General features: G+C 63.7%; 1 protein-coding gene and 1 pseudogene. Both read left to right on the top strand.

What is annotated here, in order from left to right; genetic code table 11:
• Positions 1-200 (top strand): annotated as a pseudogene (locus tag EN852_RS36140) (ABC transporter permease); the annotation flags it as partial.
• A 2-nt stretch (positions 201-202) separates the two neighbouring features.
• Positions 203-336 (top strand): aspartate/glutamate racemase family protein (locus EN852_RS42810; RefSeq protein WP_348643529.1); only part of this gene is annotated, 134 nt, incomplete at its 3' end.

Below are 336 nucleotides of genomic sequence, written 5' to 3'. Positions count from 1 at the left end.
CCTACGATGAGTTCGCCCGCACACTGATGACCTCGGGAACCTTCAACACACTGCCACTCGAGATCTACGGCATGACCACCAATGTCACCACGCCGGTGCTCTACGCGCTGGGCACGGTGACCACCGTGTTTTCCTTCCTGGTGATCATGGCGACGCTAGGCGCCATCCTCTATGTCGGCCGCCGCCGGACCAGGGCGTGATCGTGCGGATACTGGTGGTAAATCCCAACACGACGGCGAGCATGACCGAGACGATCGCGGCCGCCGCGCGCAGTGTCGCCGGTGTCTGGACCGAAATCGTCGCCGTCACGTCGTCCATGGGGCCGGCCTCGATCGA

The organism is Mesorhizobium sp. M2E.F.Ca.ET.209.01.1.1 (genome assembly GCF_004010375.2).
Lineage (GTDB): Bacteria > Pseudomonadota > Alphaproteobacteria > Rhizobiales > Rhizobiaceae > Mesorhizobium.
Note: the sequence above shows the minus strand (reverse complement) of the source record. Positions and strands in the feature narration are given on the sequence as shown.